Annotated in this window: 1 protein-coding gene; it reads left to right on the top strand. The window is 70.9% G+C overall.

All coding sequences use genetic code 11. The features are described from left to right. Positions 1 to 60 precede the first annotated feature (60 nt). Positions 61 to 570, top strand: coding sequence for a hypothetical protein (locus AB0B01_RS30810; RefSeq protein ID WP_361726281.1), 510 nt, complete (start codon positions 61 to 63; stop codon positions 568 to 570). Positions 571 to 1,288 lie beyond the last annotated feature (718 nt).

Here is a 1,288-nt window from a genome sequence, read left to right as displayed (position 1 = left end):
GCACCCGGCTCGGGCACCATCTCCATGCCCGTCCCGCCCGCTCGCAGGAGGCAGCCCCCCATGAGATCACGCCCGGTCCTCAGCGCGCTCGCCCTCGTCCTCGGTGTCCTCTTCGCTCCCGGTGTGGGCGTCCTCGGCGGCGCCACGGACGCCCGGGCGGCCACCAAGATCAGCCATGCCACCGCGACCTCGATGTTCCGCAGCTCCGGCATCACCTGGTCCTCGTCAGGAGGCTGCTCGGACCGCAACAACCCCACCTGTACGTCCTTCGAGCAGCTCAACCTCGCCACGGCGCAGGGTGCACAGACCCTCAAGGGCGCCAGCGGCTGCGCGCTGAACATCACGGGCGGCACCGAGGCCGGGCACGCCGCGGGCACCTACTCGCACTGGAACGGCTACAAGCTGGACTTCAGCAAGTACACCTGCCTGGGCGGCTACATCAAGAACACCTTCACCTACATCGGGCTGCGCGGCGACGGCGCGCCGCAGTGGCGGTCCGGCGCGGGCAACGTCTACGCCGACGAGGGCAGCCACTGGGACGTGACCTTCTACAACTGCGGCGGCTGCTGACCGCGGGGCCGCCCCGGCCCGGCGGCCGCGGCGGCGCCTGCCGCTCGCCTGGGCCCGGCGGCTACCAGGCCTGCATCGGCTCGCCCTCCACGTGCCGGTGACGACCGAGTTGATGACGGCCGTGCAGTCCATCAGGATGTCGTGCGTCTCGAAGCCGTCCCGGTTGCGGCGGCCCGCGCGCAGGTCGCGCAGCGGGCCCAGGCGGTCCTCGGCGGCGGGCAGGTTGGCCAGCAGGTCTTCCTGGAACAGGTCGAGGAACTCCTCGTAGAACGCGGGCGAGGAGTGGTAGGTGACGAAGTCCTTCCAGACCTGCGCCATCGCAGGGTCGCCGAGGACGGCTTCGGACATGTGGTTGTAGCGCTCGTTCGAGGTGATCGGCTTGCCGATCCGCTCCCCGATGTACTCGGCGGTCGGCACCGACTTCGACAGGGCGTCGTAGAGCTCCTGCGGCAGCGCGTTGCGGATGACGATGTGCGGGAACGGGTCGCGGCGGATGTCGTCCTTGGTGACGCCCGCCACGATCAGTTCGGCGAGCGGGCGATGAGATCGGGCGGTCGGGGCGTGGCGCCACCCTCCGGAGGACGCCGGGCGGGTGTGGTCCGGGCCGGTCTGTACGATCTGTCGGTCCGAGCCCGCATCAGCAGGAGACGCACACCATGACGATCCATCGGCCGGGGCTGCCCGGAGACCTGCCGCCCGCGGAAGTGCTCTGGGCGCG

Source organism: Streptomyces sp. NPDC044571 (genome assembly GCF_040647115.1).
GTDB lineage: Bacteria > Actinomycetota > Actinomycetes > Streptomycetales > Streptomycetaceae > Streptomyces.
Note: the sequence above shows the minus strand (reverse complement) of the source record. Positions and strands in the feature narration are given on the sequence as shown.